Here is a 12,886-nt window from a genome sequence, read left to right as displayed (position 1 = left end):
CCGGGCCTCCTCACTACTTAATGTCATATTGACACTAAGTAAGAATATGGTGCAGCTCACCCCCGGTCAAGGCGAATGGCCGGGTCGGGGTGCTAGAAGAACAGCGGGAGCAGAAAGGCCATGCCGGTGCTCCAGGAAAGGTGCAGCGCCGTCGCGGCGAGGATATTGCCGTACCGGCGGGCGAGCAGCGCGGTAAACAAGCCGATACATAGTGAGCCGACCAGCAGCAGCGGAACCCCCATCGCCACCGTGACCAGCACATAGAGCGCCACCTGCAGGCCGAGGGAGGCGGCGGGGCTCGCGAGGGAATCCAGGGTTCGGCGGGCGACGTCGCGGAAGAAGAGCTCCTCCCCCACCCCGTTGAGCACCAAGGTCAGCACCGTGGCCCACAGCGCGTCCACCCGCATGTTGTCCATCAGCCCCGCGACCGGCTCCGCCAGCACCGGAATACTGCGGGTCACCAAGGCACCCAGCAGGAAGATCCCGAGCAGCACCACGCCCAGACCCACGCCGACCCCGAGCTCGCGGGCGGCCGTGGAGCCGGCGCGCGGGCTAAAACAGCGGCGGTCGCCGAAACCCAGCCACGCGCTAAGCCACACCAGGAAGGCCACGGCGGTGGCCAGGTAGAAGCTGGCCGAACCAGCGGGCGAGGAAGAGACCCAGAACAGGCTGGCGGCACCCAGCACGGCCGGGATCAGGATGATGGCGAGGCGCAGCGCCACAGGCTTATTCTCCATGCGCCAGATGCTACCGGGGCGGGTGGCCACGCCCCGCACGCCGTTCAGGCGCTTACTCCGCGCATTCGCCGCTTACTAGCCCCGCCCTCGCCACACGCCACCCTCCCCGCACGCGCACTAGCTATCCACCGCGGGCGCGCTGTTCACCGGCCGCCCGGAATGCTTAAAGTGAGAGCATGCTTCCCCAGATTTCCGTCGGCGCCCTCGGCGGCACCATCGCCATGAGCTCCCAAAGCTCCACCTCGCCCGTCAACCCCCAGCTCGGGGCCGAGGACCTGATCGCCGCCGTCCCCGACCTGCAGGACGTCGCCCGGATCAGCGCGAAGACCATCAACAACGTCGCCTCCCCGGCGATCACGATGTCGGATATCCTCGCCGCGCTGCGCTACGCGGAAGAGGCCGTGGACGCTGGCGCCGCGGGCGTCGTCCTCACCCACGGCACCGACACCCTCGAGGAGACCGCCTTCCTGCTCGACCTGATGTGGGGCCGGGAGGAACCGATCGTGCTCACCGGCGCGATGCGGTCGCCGAACCTGTTGAGTTCCGACGGCCCGGCGAATCTCATGTCCGCCGTCCTCGCCGCCGCCAGCCCGGACGCCCGCGGCCTCGGCGTCCTAGTTGTTCTGGACGACACCGTCCACGCCGCCCGCACCGTCGCGAAGACGGACGCCACCGCGCTGTCCACCTTCCAGTCCCCCGGCTGGGGCCCGCTGGGACGGATCTTCGAGCGCGAGCTGCACCTGCAGTTCCGGCCCGCCCGGCGCGAGGCCGCCCTGCCCGCCCCGGCGGACGAGCCGGTGCGTATCCCGATCGTGGAGAGCGCGGTGGCCGAGGACGGCGAGTGGGTCGCGGCATTGGTGCAGATGAGCCCGCGGGCAATCGTGGCCAGCGGCTCGGGCGTGGGGCACCTGGCGGTGCCTGCCGCCGACGCTCTGGAAAAGGTGCTCAAGGAGGGAACCCCGGTGATCGTGGCTTCGCGCACGGGAGCGGGGCGGACCCTGACCCGCACCTATGGCTACGCGGGCTCCGAGGCCGACCTATTGGAGCGCGGCTTCATCCTGGCCGGTGCGCTCACGGCCCGGAAGGCCCGGCTGCTGGCGCACGTGCTGCTGGCAGCGGGCGCTGATACCGAGCAGCTGCGCGAGGGCTTCGCCCGCTTCGGCGCCTAGGCAGCCCGCGGCAGCGGGGCTGCACCGGAGCCCAACACCGAGCGGGGTCTACCCCCATTCGGCCTCGCTGGCCTATTCGCAGGCCACGCCGTCCTTGTCACCATCCAAGCCCGGGCGATAACCGGGCTGACCAGCGTAGATCGGGGCGGCCCCGGCCGCCCGGGCCGCAGCACAATTCTTGTAGTACACCGCGCCACCCGACTGTGCAGGGGCCACCGGCGCTGGGGCCAGCGGTGCGGGGGCTGGCTGGGCCGGAGCCGGTCGCGGCTTCGGCGGAGCCGGCTGGGCTGGCTGCGGCGGCGGGAGCTGGGCTGCCCCAGGTCGCAGCAGGCCGTCGATGGCGTGCGGGCCGGTGCCGGTGCCGTCCCCGGCGAGGTTGATGGAGCCCGGGCCGCAGCCGTCGAGCACCCGGTTGATGGCATCCTTCTCCGCAGCGGTGACCCACAGCTGGTAGGCGTGCTTCACGTTCACCTGGATGGCGACGTACTGGCAGCGGAAACCCTTATTCTTCGGCAGCCAGGTCGCGGCGTCGCCGTCCCCCTTCTGAATATTCGCCTTCCCCTGAACGGCCAAGAGGTTGCGGTGGTCATTGGCGAAGGCCTCGCGGCGCTCCGGACTGAGCTGCTGGGCGCCCTTCTGCCAGGCATCCGAGAGCGCCACCACGTGGTCGATGTGAACCTCGTTGGAGGTTTGCGGCCCGCGCTGGAAGTTCATGACCTGCCCGGTATACGGCTCCTTGAGTTGGCCAGCGAGCACCTTGCAGCCCTTCGGTGCCGAGACCATCGTCATGTCGCGGGCCAGGACGTCATTGCGCTGGTCGCAGCCGTTGCGGTCGATGTCCTTCCACCGCTGGCCGAACTGGGAGCGCTCGTAGCCGGTCTTCGGCGCGCGCCCCTTGACGGCCAGCTCGTCGAGTTTGCCGCGGACGATCCGCACCGCGTCCGTATCCTCCGGTTTCTTCTCCTCCGGGGCCGGGGACGCGTCGGCGGCGGCTGCTGCCTTCTCCTGTGGTGCTGGGGAGGATTCGGCCGTATCGCTCGCCGCACTGGTGGCAGCCGAACTCTCGCCGGCGGGCTCTTCGGTTTCGAGCTCGCACGCAGTGGCGAAAAGCAGTCCGGTGGCACCCAAGACTGCCAGTACTGGGCGGAGCGCCCTAGCGGGCGTCTTCCACCGCTGGTGAGGGCTGGTTTTCTTCATGACTGGCAGCATAGCCCACGCCGCCGACAGGTTCGGTCTTCCAGGCGTGAATTAATAGAACACAGAATAGAATCAGGCCGGTCCAGCCCTGGGAATTACCCAACAGCCACAGGCCCGGTTCGAAGGCGTAGGTCTCCTGATCCGGGTACAGGTCGTGCAGTCCCAGGTAGTTGGCCACGATCACCAGCAACGCGGCGATGCGGACCGCCTGTGAGCGGGTGCAGAACACCAGCGGGAAGACCAGCACGATGCCGATCCAGTGGTGCGTGACAGCCAGCGGCCCGGCCAGGCACACCCCCAGGATCACCAGGATCAGGGCGTGCACGCGGCGGCCGGTGCGCTCGAAGCGCCAGGCGCCCCACAGGCTAAGCGCGGCGATGATGACGAAGCCCGGCTTCATGATCGCCAGCGCGGTGTCCCCGTCGACCCCCAGGCGGGCGATCAGCCCGGTTAGCGACTGATTCGGCGGATACGGCGGCGCACCGCCCCGCTCCTCGTTCACGAACTCGGTCGTCCAGAAGTAGCGGGAGGCCTCGGGGCGCAGGATCCACCCGATGACCGCGGTGAGCAGGAAGAACCCGGCGGAGCGGGCGACGGAAGCGAAGTCCTTGCGCACCAGGAAGATCAGCGCATAGGCCGCCGGGGTGATCTTGATGCCCGCGGCGATACCGATCCCCAGGCCCCGGACGCGTCGCGGCGTGAAACCAAACACGTCCGCGGCGACCAGCAGGATCAGAAAGACGTTGATCTGGCCGTAGTTCAGGTGGGCCCGCACCGGCTCGAAGCAGGTGGCAAGGCCGGTAAGCCCAATGGACCAGGCCCAGAAGTAGCGGTTATCCATCGGCCCCGGCAGGCCAAGCCCGCTACGCTGCAACCACCGCACCGCCATCGCGATGATGCCGAAGAGTGCTGCCACGCTGGCCAGCGTCCAGAGGACCTCCATGGTCTGCTCCCCCACCCAGGTCAGCGGGGCGAAAAGCAGGGCGGCGAAGGGCGGGTAGATGAAGCGGAATCCGGAACGGGTGTCGAAGCCCACGTAGAGGTTCTCGCCGTCGATGAAGGCTTGCCCGGCATCGCGAAACACGCCCACATCCAGCAGGTACGCGGAGAGCGCGTGCTGGACGCCAGCGGTGATGCCGACCGCACCGACGATCAGCCCCACGACCAGCACGATAGGTCCGAGCAGATGCTGCGCCCGGGCGAAATCTGGTTTTGACATGCGAAAAACCTTAGCAGCCCGAGGAAAACCCGCGGTGTGTCAGCAAGCCCCGCCCACTTATGGGAACATGAATTTTATGAATTCAGCAGTCAAGACGATCACGGGCGCCGCGGGCAAGCCCTTCCAAAAGCTCAAGCTGCCGCAAAAGGTGCTGCGCGAAGGCTTCGAGAACCCCAGCCTGGCACGGCGACTGTTCAACCTGTGGCCCCCGCTGCTGGGCGCGGGCGTGCGCATCACGCACATCGCGGATGACTGGTCCGCCGGCCGCCTGGAGCTGAACCTGCGCTGGTGGAACCGCAATATGCACGGCGCGGGCTTCGGCGGCACGCTGTTTTCCATGACGGACGTACTCTTCGGCACGCTGGTCATGGGCCGCCTGGGTTCGGACTACGAGGCCTGGACCCGCACCGGCACCTTCCAGTACCTCTCCCCGGGACGTCGCGGCGCCTACCTCGACGTCGAGGTCACCGACGAGCTGCTCGCCTGGATGAAGGAGGTCGTCGCCGAGGACGGTTACTGCAACGTCCCTTATACCTCGGTGATCTACAACAAGGACGGCTCCGTGGCCGGCATTGGCCAGCAGGATTTGCACGTCCGTCCGCGCCGTTCGGGCAAGCTTGCCCACCTCAGGCGCGCCCCGGAGCCGAAGCACGCCACCGAGGCCCGCGGCCTGGTGCTGGAGTCCCTGGCCAACGCGGTGCTGTGGCACTGCTTCAAGGAGCAGCCGAGCGTGCTGACCTCCCTGATGAGCCGCCAGCGCCGCATCCCGCAGCCGGATGAGCAGATGCGCATGGTGGTCCGCGAGGTGCTGGACCGCGAGGCTGCGACCCGCGAGGAGCTGCTGGAGCTGGGCGTGGCGGAGAAGTTCCTGGACTAGGGTCCGGCCACCCCGGCCCCTCCCTGAGGCACATAAAAAGCCGCCGACCACGGTGAAAACCAGTGGTCGGCGGCTTTCGCGCTAGCTATGCCCGCTGCGCGCCTTAACCGCTCCTCGCCGGTTAGTAGATGGCGGCGGACTCGATGCGGCTCGGGGTGGCGTAGGCGATCGTGGCGGTACAGACGATGCCCGCGAGCGTCACCAGGGTCGCCCAGTCCCCGTCCAGCAGCCCGCCGAGCAGCACCCACAGCACCGCGGCCACCACCGCGAGCGCGATCACGGCGATGCCGAAGAGGTGCTCATTGCCCGTCCCGGAGACCGGGATGTACAACAGACCCGCGCCGATGCCGATCAGGCCGGCGACGACGGCCGCGAGCACGGCGGAGGACACGCCACCGGCGCTGTAGCCCGCGATTTGGGCGACCAGCAGGTCGACGAGGAAGACGACGGCGAAGGTCACGACCGCGCCGAGCAGCGCGAGCAGCACCAGGTTGCTGACCACCTTCTTCGTCTGGAAACGGCCCGCGATCAGGCCCTCTTGCGAAGGCTGGGCCTCGTAGTAGCCCTGGTTGTACTGCTCCTGGCCGTAGCCCTCGCCATAACCCTGCTGGCCATAACCCTGGCCGTAGCCATGCTGGCCGTAGCCCTGGTTGTACTGGCCTTCGTTGTTATTGGGGTAGGTCATGCCATCAATCCTTTGTCCTTATATTGTGCGGTGCCCAACTTTACCGGCTGGGCTGATCTCGATCAGCCGGGCACAGGTTTAGCAGGAAGTCCTTATTATCCTCACGGGAACTAATCCGCCCGCCCCTCCGACCACTCACATACAGCCGCCTGTAGGCCCAATGCGGCCTCACCACCGGCTACACCACTCACCTAGGCCGGCGCCGAAGGGTGCCGGAAATACGTCGGAGGCGTCAATGGAGTTTTCTCTCCTTGCCGCCGGCATGGATACGGCCGGCGGCTTAGACACCGTCGCCTTGTCCCGCTGGCAATTCGGCATCACCACGGTTTATCACTTTATTTTCGTCCCGCTGACCATTGGGCTGGCACCACTCGTGGCGCTCATGCAAACTTTCTGGGCTGTCACGAAGAAGCCCCATTGGTATCGCGCCACCCGCTTCTTCGGCGTGGTTCTGCTCGTGAACTTCGCGATGGGCGTGGCCACGGGCATCGTCCAGGAGTTCCAGTTCGGAATGAACTGGTCTGAATACTCGCGGATGGTCGGGGACGTCTTCGGCGGCCCACTCGCCCTCGAGGGGCTGGTCGCCTTCTTCATGGAGTCCGTCTTCTTAGGCATCTGGATCTTCGGTTGGGGGCGGATCCCCACCTGGCTGCACACGCTCGCCATCTGGGCGGTGGCATTGGCGGTCAATCTCTCGGCGTACTTCATCATCGTCGCGAACTCCTTCATGCAGCACCCGGTGGGCGCGGAGTTCAACCCCGAGACCGGGCGCGCGGAGCTCACGGACATCGTCGCGCTGTTGACCAACCCCACCGCGCTGGCGGCCTTCCCCCACGCTGTGGCTGGTTCCTTCCTCACCGCGGGCACGTTCGTCCTCGGTGTGTCTGGTTGGTGGTTGATTAAGGACGCTCGGGCCAAGGCGAAGGCTGCCACCGCAACCCACGATGGCGCGGCCCTGGACAACGCCCCGGCAGCCGAAGCGTCGGCGTCGGGAATCGACACGGCAGCGACAGACACCGCACCGTCCAAGGCAGCAGCGTCGTCGTCCGAAAAAACTGCCGCAACCAGCGACGACGACCGGCACAGCATACACCGTCCGGCGATGAAGGTGGGCCTGTGGACCACCATCCTGTCCTCGATCGGACTGTTCATCACCGGCGATATTCAAGCCAAGCTGATGTTCGATCAGCAGCCAATGAAGATGGCCTCGGCCGAGTCCCTGTGCCACACGGAAACCGACCCGTCATTCTCGATCCTCACGATCGGAACGCACAATAACTGCGAATCGGTCATTCACGTGCTCAAGGCGCCGTTCGTGCTGCCTTTTCTCGCGGAGGGCAAGCTTTCAGGCGTAACCCTGCAGGGTGTGATGGATCTGCAGGAGAAGGCGGAGGCGCTGTACGGGCCGGGGAACTACTCCCCGAACCTCTTCGTGACCTACTGGTCCTTCCGCGCCATGATCGGGCTGATGGTGGGCTCCCTCGCCTTGGCCTTCTTCGCCTGGCTGTTCACCCGCAAGGGCCGCCTGCCGAAGGGCAAGTGGGCGACCATCTTCTCCTGGGGCTGCCTGGCCGCCATCCCCTTCCCCTTCCTCGCAAATTCCGCAGGCTGGATCTTCACCGAGATGGGCCGCCAGCCGTGGGTGATCCACCCGAACCCGGAATCGGTGGGCGATCCGCGCACCGAATCGATCCGCATGCTGGTCGATCACGGGGTCTCCGGGCATGAGCCGTGGGTGGTCATCGTGACCCTGGTGGGCTTCACCCTGATCTACGGCATCCTCGCGGTGGTGTGGTTCTGGCTGATCCGCCGCGTGGTTCTCAACGGTCCGCCGGCCGAATCCGGCCCGGAGGCGGTGGCATCCGAAACTACGGAAGATGACGAAGAGAAGCAGCTGCAGCCTGCGGGAACGGTAAGCTTCGCGCGCGGCGCGGAAGGGAAGGAATCATGAGCATCGATCTGCCTACCCTGTGGTTTGGCCTCATCGTTTTCCTCTTCGCGGGCTACTTCATGCTGGAGGGATTCGGCTTCGGCGTGGGGCTGCTCCTGCCCTTCCTGGGGCGCGACGAGGCCCGCCGTAGCGCCATGATCCGCACCATCGGGCCCGTCTGGGACGGCAACGAGGTCTGGCTCATCACCGCCGGTGGTGCGCTCTTCGCCGCGTTCCCCGCCTGGTATGCGGACATGTTTAGCGGCTTCTACCTGCCGCTGTTCCTCATCCTGCTGGGGCTGATTGTGCGCATCGTGGGCCTGGAGTGGCGTACGAAGGTCAACTCCGCGAAGTGGCGTGCCTGGTGTGATGCCGGGATCATCGCCGGCTCCTGGATCTCGCCGATCGTGTGGGGCGTGGCAGTGGCCAACCTGGTGAGCGGCATCCCGGAGAACGCCGCCCACGTTTACCCGCTATTCCACCCTTATGCGCTGGTGGGCGCGGCGGCGCTGGTGTGCGTCTTCGCGCTGCACGGGCTGACCTTCATCCGGCTCAAGACCGCAGGTGTGCTGCGCGAGGAGGCGCAACGCTTCATCGCCCCGCTGGCGATCGGCTCGATCGTGTTCGGCGGCGTATTCGCGCTGTGGACCCAGCTCGGCTACGGCAAGGCGTGGACCTGGGTGCCGCTGGTACTCGCGGTCGTGGGGCTGCTCGGCGCGGTGGCTGCGACGGTCGCGCAGCGGGATGGTTGGGCGTTCACCGCCACCGCCCTGGCGATCGTGTCCGTGGTGGTGCTGGGCTTCGGGGCGATGTTCCCGATGCTGTGGACTGACCTGGATATTTGGCAGGCCGCATCCAATCCCTACACCCTGAAGGTCATGACCTGGGCCGCGGTGATCGTGACCCCGTTCGTGCTGGCCTATCAGGGGTACACCTACTGGATTTTCCGGCGTCGGATCGTGGCGGAGCCGGTGCATCTCTAATGCAGCTTTTGCGGGTTTCGGCCCCGGCGCGGCGCTGGGTGCTGCTGAGCGCGGCGCTTTCGGTGACCGGGGTGGGCTTGAGCATCGCCGCTGGCTTGCTGCTCGGCCACCTCGTCGCTGGGGTACTGGGTGGCGAGGCGCCGCTGGGTCAGGTGGCGCCGGTAGCGGGAGAGGTGCAGCCCGGCGGTATTGGCCAGTACGCCCAGCGCCTGGACCTGGCGCTCTTGGCTTGGCTCCTGGTGACGGCCGTGTTGCGGGCTCTCGTGGCGTGGGCACAGTCCCGGCTGGGCGATTCTGCGGCGGATACGGTGCTCGCGGAGCTGCGGCGTCGCGGTCTGGCCGCGCTGACCCACCGGGACCCGCGGACCGTGGACGTCGCCCAGTTCCGCAGCCTGCTGACCAGTGGCCTGGATGCCTTCCGCCCGTACCTGACAGGTTTCCTGCCCGCGGCGGTCGCCACCTTCTTATCGACGCCGATCGCGCTGGCCGCCATCTGGTTCCAGGACCGTTCCTCTGCGCTCATCGCGGCAGTCACGATTCCGCTGATCCCATTTTTCATGTGGCTGGTGGGCCTGCTCACGGCGGGCCGCACCGAGCGCAAGCTGGCGGACATGGCGCTGCTGAGCGATCAGCTCTTGGACCTGGCGGCGGGGCTGCCCACGCTCACCGCCCATGGTCAGCAGCTGGCCCCGACCTCTGAGGTGGAGCGCCTCGCGCGTTCCCACCAGCGCTCGACGATGGGGGTGCTGCGCATCGCCTTTCTTTCCGGCATGGTGCTGGAGTTCCTGGCCACCCTCTCGGTGGCGCTGGTGGCGGTGAATATCGGTTTCCGGCTGCTGGGCGGGGAGATGAGCCTGGCCGCGGGGCTGGCGGTGCTCATAATCGTGCCGGAGGTCTACGCCCCGATCCGGGAGGTTGGCTCTCGCTTCCACGATGCGCAAGACGGGGCGGCCGCCGCGAACGCGGTGCTGGGCGCCCTCGACGGTGCGAGTGTCCCAGCAGATAAGGACGCAAGCGCAGCGCAGGCTCCCCCAGCCGCGGCACCCCAGGGGCTGCGGGTGGTCTTCGAGAACTACTCGGCACCCGGGAGGGATGGTGCCCGACCGGCGGGGCTGAGCGGCCAGGCAGAGCCCGGTCAGATCACGGTGCTGCGGGGCGATAACGGCGCCGGGAAGTCCACCGCCCTGCTCGCGGCGTTGGGACTCACCGCCGGAACGGGCAGTGCCCGCGTCGAAGAAGTTGCTGCCACCCCGGCTGCCACGGGTGCCCCACAGGATGCCCACGAGTCGAGCAGCAGTGGCGAGGACCGCAGTGGCGACCGCAACGTCGAACCAGCTGTATGGGCAGGTCAGACATTGTGGCAACGCTCCGCCTACCTGCCGCAGCGCCCGGTGCTGGATGAGGCCGCGGTCGGCGATACTTCGCAGCTCTCGCTGGGCCAGCGCCAGCGCCGCGCCTTCGCCGAGCAGGTGCCCGGCAAGCAGCTGCTGATTCTCGACGAGCCAACAGCCCACCTGGATTCGGCGAACGCGGACCTCATGATTGGCAAGCTTCGCGCCGGGGCGGAGGGTGGCGCCACAGTCCTGGTGGCCTCCCACGACCCGCTGCTGATCGCGGCGGCGGACCGGGTCATCGAGGTGCGCGGGACGAGCGCCGCGTCCGCACCATCCACCGAGGTAAACGAAGGGGGGAACGGCCGATGACCCGCGCCATTATCGCTGGAGTCAGCACACTGTTGTCCGCCATCGCCCTCTCGGTGGTCTCCGCGTGGTTGATCGCGCGCGCCTGGCAGCAGCCGAGCGTGATGGATCTGACCGTGGCGATCACGGCGGTGCGCGCGCTCGGAATTTCCCGCGCCCTCTTCCGTTATCTCGACCGTCTGGCCAGCCATGATGTTGCGTTGGACCGAGCCGCCGCGGTGCGCGTGGACGTCTACGCCCGCCTCGCTGCAGCACCATCTGCGCAGGTCATGGGCCTTGGTCGCGGAGCTTTGCTCGCCCGTATCGGGGAGGACGTCGATGCCCTGACCGAGCGCATCGTCCGCACCACGATTCCGCGGTGGGTCGCGGCCATCACGAGCCTCGTCGCCGTTGTGTTCCTGGCCATCCTCACCCCGCTCGCGGCATTCATCCTGGTCATCGGCCTGCTGGTGGCGGGGGTGCTCGTGCCCCGCTTGGCAGCGCGCGCGGAACGGTCCTCCCTCGTCGCGGAGGCTAATGAGGACTATGTCGCGGCAGTGGACCATGCGTTGTCTTCTGCTCCGACGCTGCGGGTGCGTGGCCAGCTCGCGGGTGCCCTGGCCATGGCTGAGAGCGCCGAAGCCGAGCTTCGGTCCCAGCGGCGCCGCGGCCTGGGTTGGGCAGCCGGGGCTTCCGGCCTGCTGAATCTCACCAGCGCGCTGACCACGGCGGCCATCTCAGCACTCGCCGCTCTGGAGTACACGGGTTGGGCTGGTTCCGGCGCGGCGGCGCATTCGCCGCAGTGGCTGGTCGTCGTCGCACTCTTCCCACTCGCCGCCTTCGAGGCGGTATCCACCCTCCCGGAGGCTGCCCGCACTCGGGTCCGGGCCGAGCATTCCCTGTCACGCCTGCACGCCATCCCGGGGGCCGAGGAGGCGGAGACCAAGGCCCAGGACGAGCCCGCGGCAGCTGATGCCGAGGCTGCGGATGGATCCTTCCCCACCCCCTCGGCGGTACGCGCCGACCGCCTGACGGTGGGCTGGGGCAGCGACCTCGGCACCTACAACCTGGACGTCCCCGCTGGTGGGCGTGGCGTCGTCGTCGCGGCGTCGGGAACTGGGAAAACGACCCTGCTGATGACGCTGGCAGGGCTGCTGCCCGCCCGCGGTGGGACGTATTCGGCGCCCGGTGCGCGCTTCATCGCCGAGGAGGAGCATATTTTTGCCACGACCGTGCGGGACAACCTCGCGGTGGGGGCGCCGAACGCCAGCGAGGAAGCGATGTGGGAGGTGCTGGATCAGCTGGGCTTGAGCGTGTGGGTTCGGGGCCTCCCGCGGGGGCTAGATACGGTGCTGGCGCGGGGCGCGGAGGACCTCTCTGGGGGTCAGCGCCGTCGGGTGATTCTGGCCCGCGCGCTGCTCACCGACGCGCCTATCCTGCTGCTGGACGAGCCGACGGAACACCTCGATGACGCGGGCTCCACGGAAGTGTTGCGCCTGCTTGGTTTCCAGGAGGACGCGGATGCTCACGCCGCTGGCTCGGAGGAGATTGTGCCCGAAGGAGCCTGGTCGGAAGAGATAAAGCCGGAGAACGCGGCGGAAATCAGCGCCGAATCCTGGGCTGCTCCCCGTGGCGAACTGCCGGGGGCGCGCGTCGAGCGGACCATCATCATGGTCACGCACCCCCGCTGATATGGCAGCGCACCACGGCGATCCGAGCTGCGCTGCGCAAAATTAAGAGCCGAAGCCCCGCAGCGCGTCGCCGTCCAGCCGGTAGGTGTCCCACCCGGACATGGGGTAGGCGCCGAAGGACTTATAGAACTGGATGCTGGGCTCGTTCCACTTCAGCACGGACCACTCCATGCGCTGGTAGCCGCGGGCCACGCACAGGTGCGCGAGCTGCTGGAGCAGTAGTTTCCCGAGCCCGTTCTTCCGGTATTCGGGGCGGACGTAGAGGTCCTCCAGGTAGATGCCGTGGGTGCATTCCCAGGTGGAGAAGTTGAGGAACCACAGCGCCATGCCGGCCAGACGTGGGTGCTCGCCCGGCGCGACGTCCCCATTCTCGGCGCCGCTGCTATTCGCGACGTCCCCGGCCGCAGCGTCCGCGGCCTTGGCTCCCCCACCGATCACCTCAACGACGTGCCCGAACACGGCAGGGTTCTCCCCGAAGAGGTGCTCGTGGAGGGATTCCTCGGTGGCGTGGACGGCGTCCGGCTCCTCCTCATACTCCGCGAGGTCCTGGATGAGCTGCAGGATCTGGGGGATGTCGGCCGGGCTCACCCGGCGCAGGCGGAAGCCTGCCGGGGCTTGAAGGAGCGGGTCTGTGCTCGTGCTGCGTGCTTCAGAACTCATGCCCATATCTTAGGAGCCCCCACCGGCGGGGGTTAAGGGTCAAAAGGGGATGCGGACGG

Annotated in this window: 11 protein-coding genes; 6 read left to right on the top strand and 5 right to left on the bottom strand. The window is 67.6% G+C overall.

What is annotated here, in order from left to right; all coding sequences use genetic code 11:
* Positions 1 to 92: 92 nt before the first annotated feature.
* Entirely contained in the window at positions 93 to 737 is a 645-nt protein-coding gene (locus HMPREF3097_RS06955; RefSeq protein ID WP_246821321.1) for a CPBP family intramembrane glutamic endopeptidase, read from the bottom strand.
* Positions 738 to 913: 176 nt separating this feature from the next.
* Here HMPREF3097_RS06955 and HMPREF3097_RS06950 point away from each other — a divergent pair, with 176 nt between their 5' ends.
* Positions 914 to 1,906 carry an asparaginase gene (locus tag HMPREF3097_RS06950; protein ID WP_070761670.1) on the top strand — a complete coding sequence of 331 codons (993 nt, stop codon included), beginning with the start codon at positions 914 to 916 and terminating at the stop codon, positions 1,904 to 1,906.
* Positions 1,907 to 1,978: 72 nt separating this feature from the next.
* Here the strand turns inward: HMPREF3097_RS06950 and HMPREF3097_RS06945 are convergent, their stop codons facing one another.
* The gene (locus tag HMPREF3097_RS06945) at positions 1,979 to 3,115 is read right to left on the bottom strand and encodes a GmrSD restriction endonuclease domain-containing protein (RefSeq protein ID WP_070761669.1); all 1,137 of its coding nucleotides are present in this window, start codon (positions 3,113 to 3,115) and stop codon (positions 1,979 to 1,981) included.
* Positions 3,060 to 4,322, bottom strand: a complete 1,263-nt coding sequence (locus HMPREF3097_RS06940; protein ID WP_070761668.1) for a glycosyltransferase 87 family protein — start codon at positions 4,320 to 4,322, stop codon at positions 3,060 to 3,062. Before HMPREF3097_RS06940 ends, HMPREF3097_RS06945 begins: the two co-directional genes overlap by 56 nt.
* Positions 4,323 to 4,398: 76 nt before the next feature.
* On the opposite strand from HMPREF3097_RS06940, the gene HMPREF3097_RS06935 reads away from it, so the two are divergent.
* Positions 4,399 to 5,199 (top strand): PaaI family thioesterase, encoded by an 801-nt coding sequence (locus tag HMPREF3097_RS06935; RefSeq protein ID WP_070761667.1) that lies wholly within the window; start codon positions 4,399 to 4,401, stop codon positions 5,197 to 5,199.
* 121 nt (positions 5,200 to 5,320) lie between these two features.
* Here HMPREF3097_RS06935 and HMPREF3097_RS06930 read toward each other — a convergent pair whose 3' ends face one another.
* The gene (locus HMPREF3097_RS06930) at positions 5,321 to 5,884 is read right to left on the bottom strand and encodes a hypothetical protein (protein WP_070761666.1); all 564 of its coding nucleotides are present in this window, start codon (positions 5,882 to 5,884) and stop codon (positions 5,321 to 5,323) included.
* Positions 5,885 to 6,146: 262 nt separating this feature from the next.
* On the opposite strand from HMPREF3097_RS06930, the gene HMPREF3097_RS06925 reads away from it, so the two are divergent.
* The 4 genes from HMPREF3097_RS06925 to cydC are packed head-to-tail and all read left to right on the top strand — an operon-like array spanning position 6,147 to position 12,167.
* Entirely contained in the window at positions 6,147 to 7,835 is a 1,689-nt protein-coding gene (locus HMPREF3097_RS06925) for a cytochrome ubiquinol oxidase subunit I (RefSeq protein ID WP_210398562.1), read from the top strand.
* The gene (cydB, locus tag HMPREF3097_RS06920; RefSeq protein WP_070758884.1) at positions 7,832 to 8,797 is read left to right on the top strand and encodes a cytochrome d ubiquinol oxidase subunit II; all 966 of its coding nucleotides are present in this window, start codon (positions 7,832 to 7,834) and stop codon (positions 8,795 to 8,797) included. Before HMPREF3097_RS06925 ends, cydB begins: the two co-directional genes overlap by 4 nt.
* Complete coding sequence (locus HMPREF3097_RS06915) at positions 8,797 to 10,500, top strand: ABC transporter transmembrane domain-containing protein (protein WP_083317975.1); 1,704 nt, start codon at positions 8,797 to 8,799, stop codon at positions 10,498 to 10,500. The genes cydB and HMPREF3097_RS06915 overlap by 1 nt, the downstream gene beginning before the upstream one ends.
* Positions 10,497 to 12,167, top strand: a complete 1,671-nt coding sequence (gene cydC, locus HMPREF3097_RS06910; RefSeq protein ID WP_070761664.1) for a thiol reductant ABC exporter subunit CydC — start codon at positions 10,497 to 10,499, stop codon at positions 12,165 to 12,167. The genes HMPREF3097_RS06915 and cydC overlap by 4 nt, the downstream gene beginning before the upstream one ends.
* 42 nt (positions 12,168 to 12,209) lie before the next feature.
* Here cydC and HMPREF3097_RS06905 read toward each other — a convergent pair whose 3' ends face one another.
* A complete protein-coding gene (locus HMPREF3097_RS06905; RefSeq protein WP_210398559.1) occupies positions 12,210 to 12,827 on the bottom strand; it encodes a GNAT family N-acetyltransferase in 618 nt (205 codons plus the stop codon).
* Between the last annotated feature and the right edge of the window lie 59 nt (positions 12,828 to 12,886).

The sequence above is a fragment of the Corynebacterium sp. HMSC27B11 genome (genome assembly GCF_001815985.1).
GTDB lineage: Bacteria > Actinomycetota > Actinomycetes > Mycobacteriales > Mycobacteriaceae > Corynebacterium.
This window is presented reverse-complemented; position numbering and strand designations above follow the sequence as displayed.

What these genes read in the sequence shown, in the direction of transcription:
- HMPREF3097_RS06915 (WP_083317975.1), top strand. Translation starts at nt 8,797, where the DNA reads ATGCAGCTTTTGCGGGTTTCGGCCCCGGCGCGGCGCTGGGTGCTGCTG.
- HMPREF3097_RS06940 (WP_070761668.1), bottom strand. Translation starts at nt 4,322, where the DNA reads ATGTCAAAACCAGATTTCGCCCGGGCGCAGCATCTGCTCGGACCTATC.
- HMPREF3097_RS06930 (WP_070761666.1), bottom strand. Translation starts at nt 5,884, where the DNA reads ATGACCTACCCCAATAACAACGAAGGCCAGTACAACCAGGGCTACGGC.
- HMPREF3097_RS06905 (WP_210398559.1), bottom strand. Translation starts at nt 12,827, where the DNA reads ATGAGTTCTGAAGCACGCAGCACGAGCACAGACCCGCTCCTTCAAGCC.
- HMPREF3097_RS06925 (WP_210398562.1), top strand. Translation starts at nt 6,147, where the DNA reads ATGGATACGGCCGGCGGCTTAGACACCGTCGCCTTGTCCCGCTGGCAA.
- HMPREF3097_RS06950 (WP_070761670.1), top strand. Translation starts at nt 914, where the DNA reads ATGCTTCCCCAGATTTCCGTCGGCGCCCTCGGCGGCACCATCGCCATG.
- HMPREF3097_RS06955 (WP_246821321.1), bottom strand. Translation starts at nt 737, where the DNA reads ATGGAGAATAAGCCTGTGGCGCTGCGCCTCGCCATCATCCTGATCCCG.
- cydB (WP_070758884.1), top strand. Translation starts at nt 7,832, where the DNA reads ATGAGCATCGATCTGCCTACCCTGTGGTTTGGCCTCATCGTTTTCCTC.
- HMPREF3097_RS06935 (WP_070761667.1), top strand. Translation starts at nt 4,399, where the DNA reads ATGAATTCAGCAGTCAAGACGATCACGGGCGCCGCGGGCAAGCCCTTC.
- cydC (WP_070761664.1), top strand. Translation starts at nt 10,497, where the DNA reads ATGACCCGCGCCATTATCGCTGGAGTCAGCACACTGTTGTCCGCCATC.
- HMPREF3097_RS06945 (WP_070761669.1), bottom strand. Translation starts at nt 3,115, where the DNA reads ATGCTGCCAGTCATGAAGAAAACCAGCCCTCACCAGCGGTGGAAGACG.